This is a genomic window from Catellatospora coxensis, from assembly GCF_016862635.1.
GTDB lineage: Bacteria > Actinomycetota > Actinomycetes > Mycobacteriales > Micromonosporaceae > Catellatospora > Catellatospora coxensis.
Window position 1 is genome coordinate 1 of sequence record NZ_BONI01000208.1, and the last position, 775, is coordinate 775.

Consider the following 775-nt stretch of genomic DNA (forward strand, 5'->3'; position numbering starts at 1 on the left):
AGCGATGCGGGGTCGGCCCAGTGGAGATCGTCGAGCACCAGCAGGGTCGGCCGGTGCGTCGACGCCTGACCGAGGACGGCGACGACCTGTTCGAACAGCCGGAACTGGTCGTTGTCGGGAGAAGGCGACCCGCTGCCGACGGCGTCGTCGCGCTGCTCCAGCAGGCTGCCGAGCTCGCCGGCGAGCCACTTCTCCCTTGCCGGTGCGGGCAGGCTGTCGACGACCGGCCCGAGCGACTGCTCCCACGGCCACATCGGCGGCACGCCGTCGCCCTGCAGGCAGGAGCCCCAGACGACGAGCGCACCGTGCCGGTCGGCGATGGCGGCGGTCGCTTCCAGCAGGCGGGTCTTGCCCGCGCCGGGTTCGCCTTCGATGAAGCTGATCGCCGTTCGTCCGGCGAGGGCCTGCGCCACGGTGCTCTGCAGAACTGCGAGTTCCACGGTCCGGCCGACCAGGCCGGCCGTCGGAGCATCGGCCGTCACAGCGGCGACCGGGAGCGTCGCTGGACGGGCGGAAGGCAACGACGCCGAGGTCAGGACCTGCCGTTGCGCGTCCACGAGCGCCGGACCGGGATCGACGCCGAGTTCGCCGGCGAGGCGGTCGCGGACCGTGCGGAACACCGCCAGCGCCTCCGCCTGGCGACCGGCGGCGCCGAGGAGGCGGACGAGACCGGCCTGGACGGGTTCGTGGAACGGCGCCATCGACGCGGCCAGCTGCACCGCTGGCAGTACCCGCTCCGCTCGGCCCAGCGTCACCGCGACCCCGGCCGCCGCCG

General features: G+C 74.2%; 1 protein-coding gene and 1 pseudogene. Both read right to left on the minus strand.

Annotation, left to right across the window (positions count from 1 at the left end):
• Positions 1 to 482, minus strand: a 482-nt coding sequence (locus Cco03nite_RS42760) for an AAA family ATPase (protein ID WP_239168100.1), incomplete at its 3' end; no start/stop codon positions are given.
• A gap of 111 nt (positions 483 to 593) precedes the next feature.
• Positions 594 to 701, minus strand: a pseudogene (locus Cco03nite_RS43240) (BTAD domain-containing putative transcriptional regulator); the annotation flags it as partial.
• Between the last annotated feature and the right edge of the window lie 74 nt (positions 702 to 775).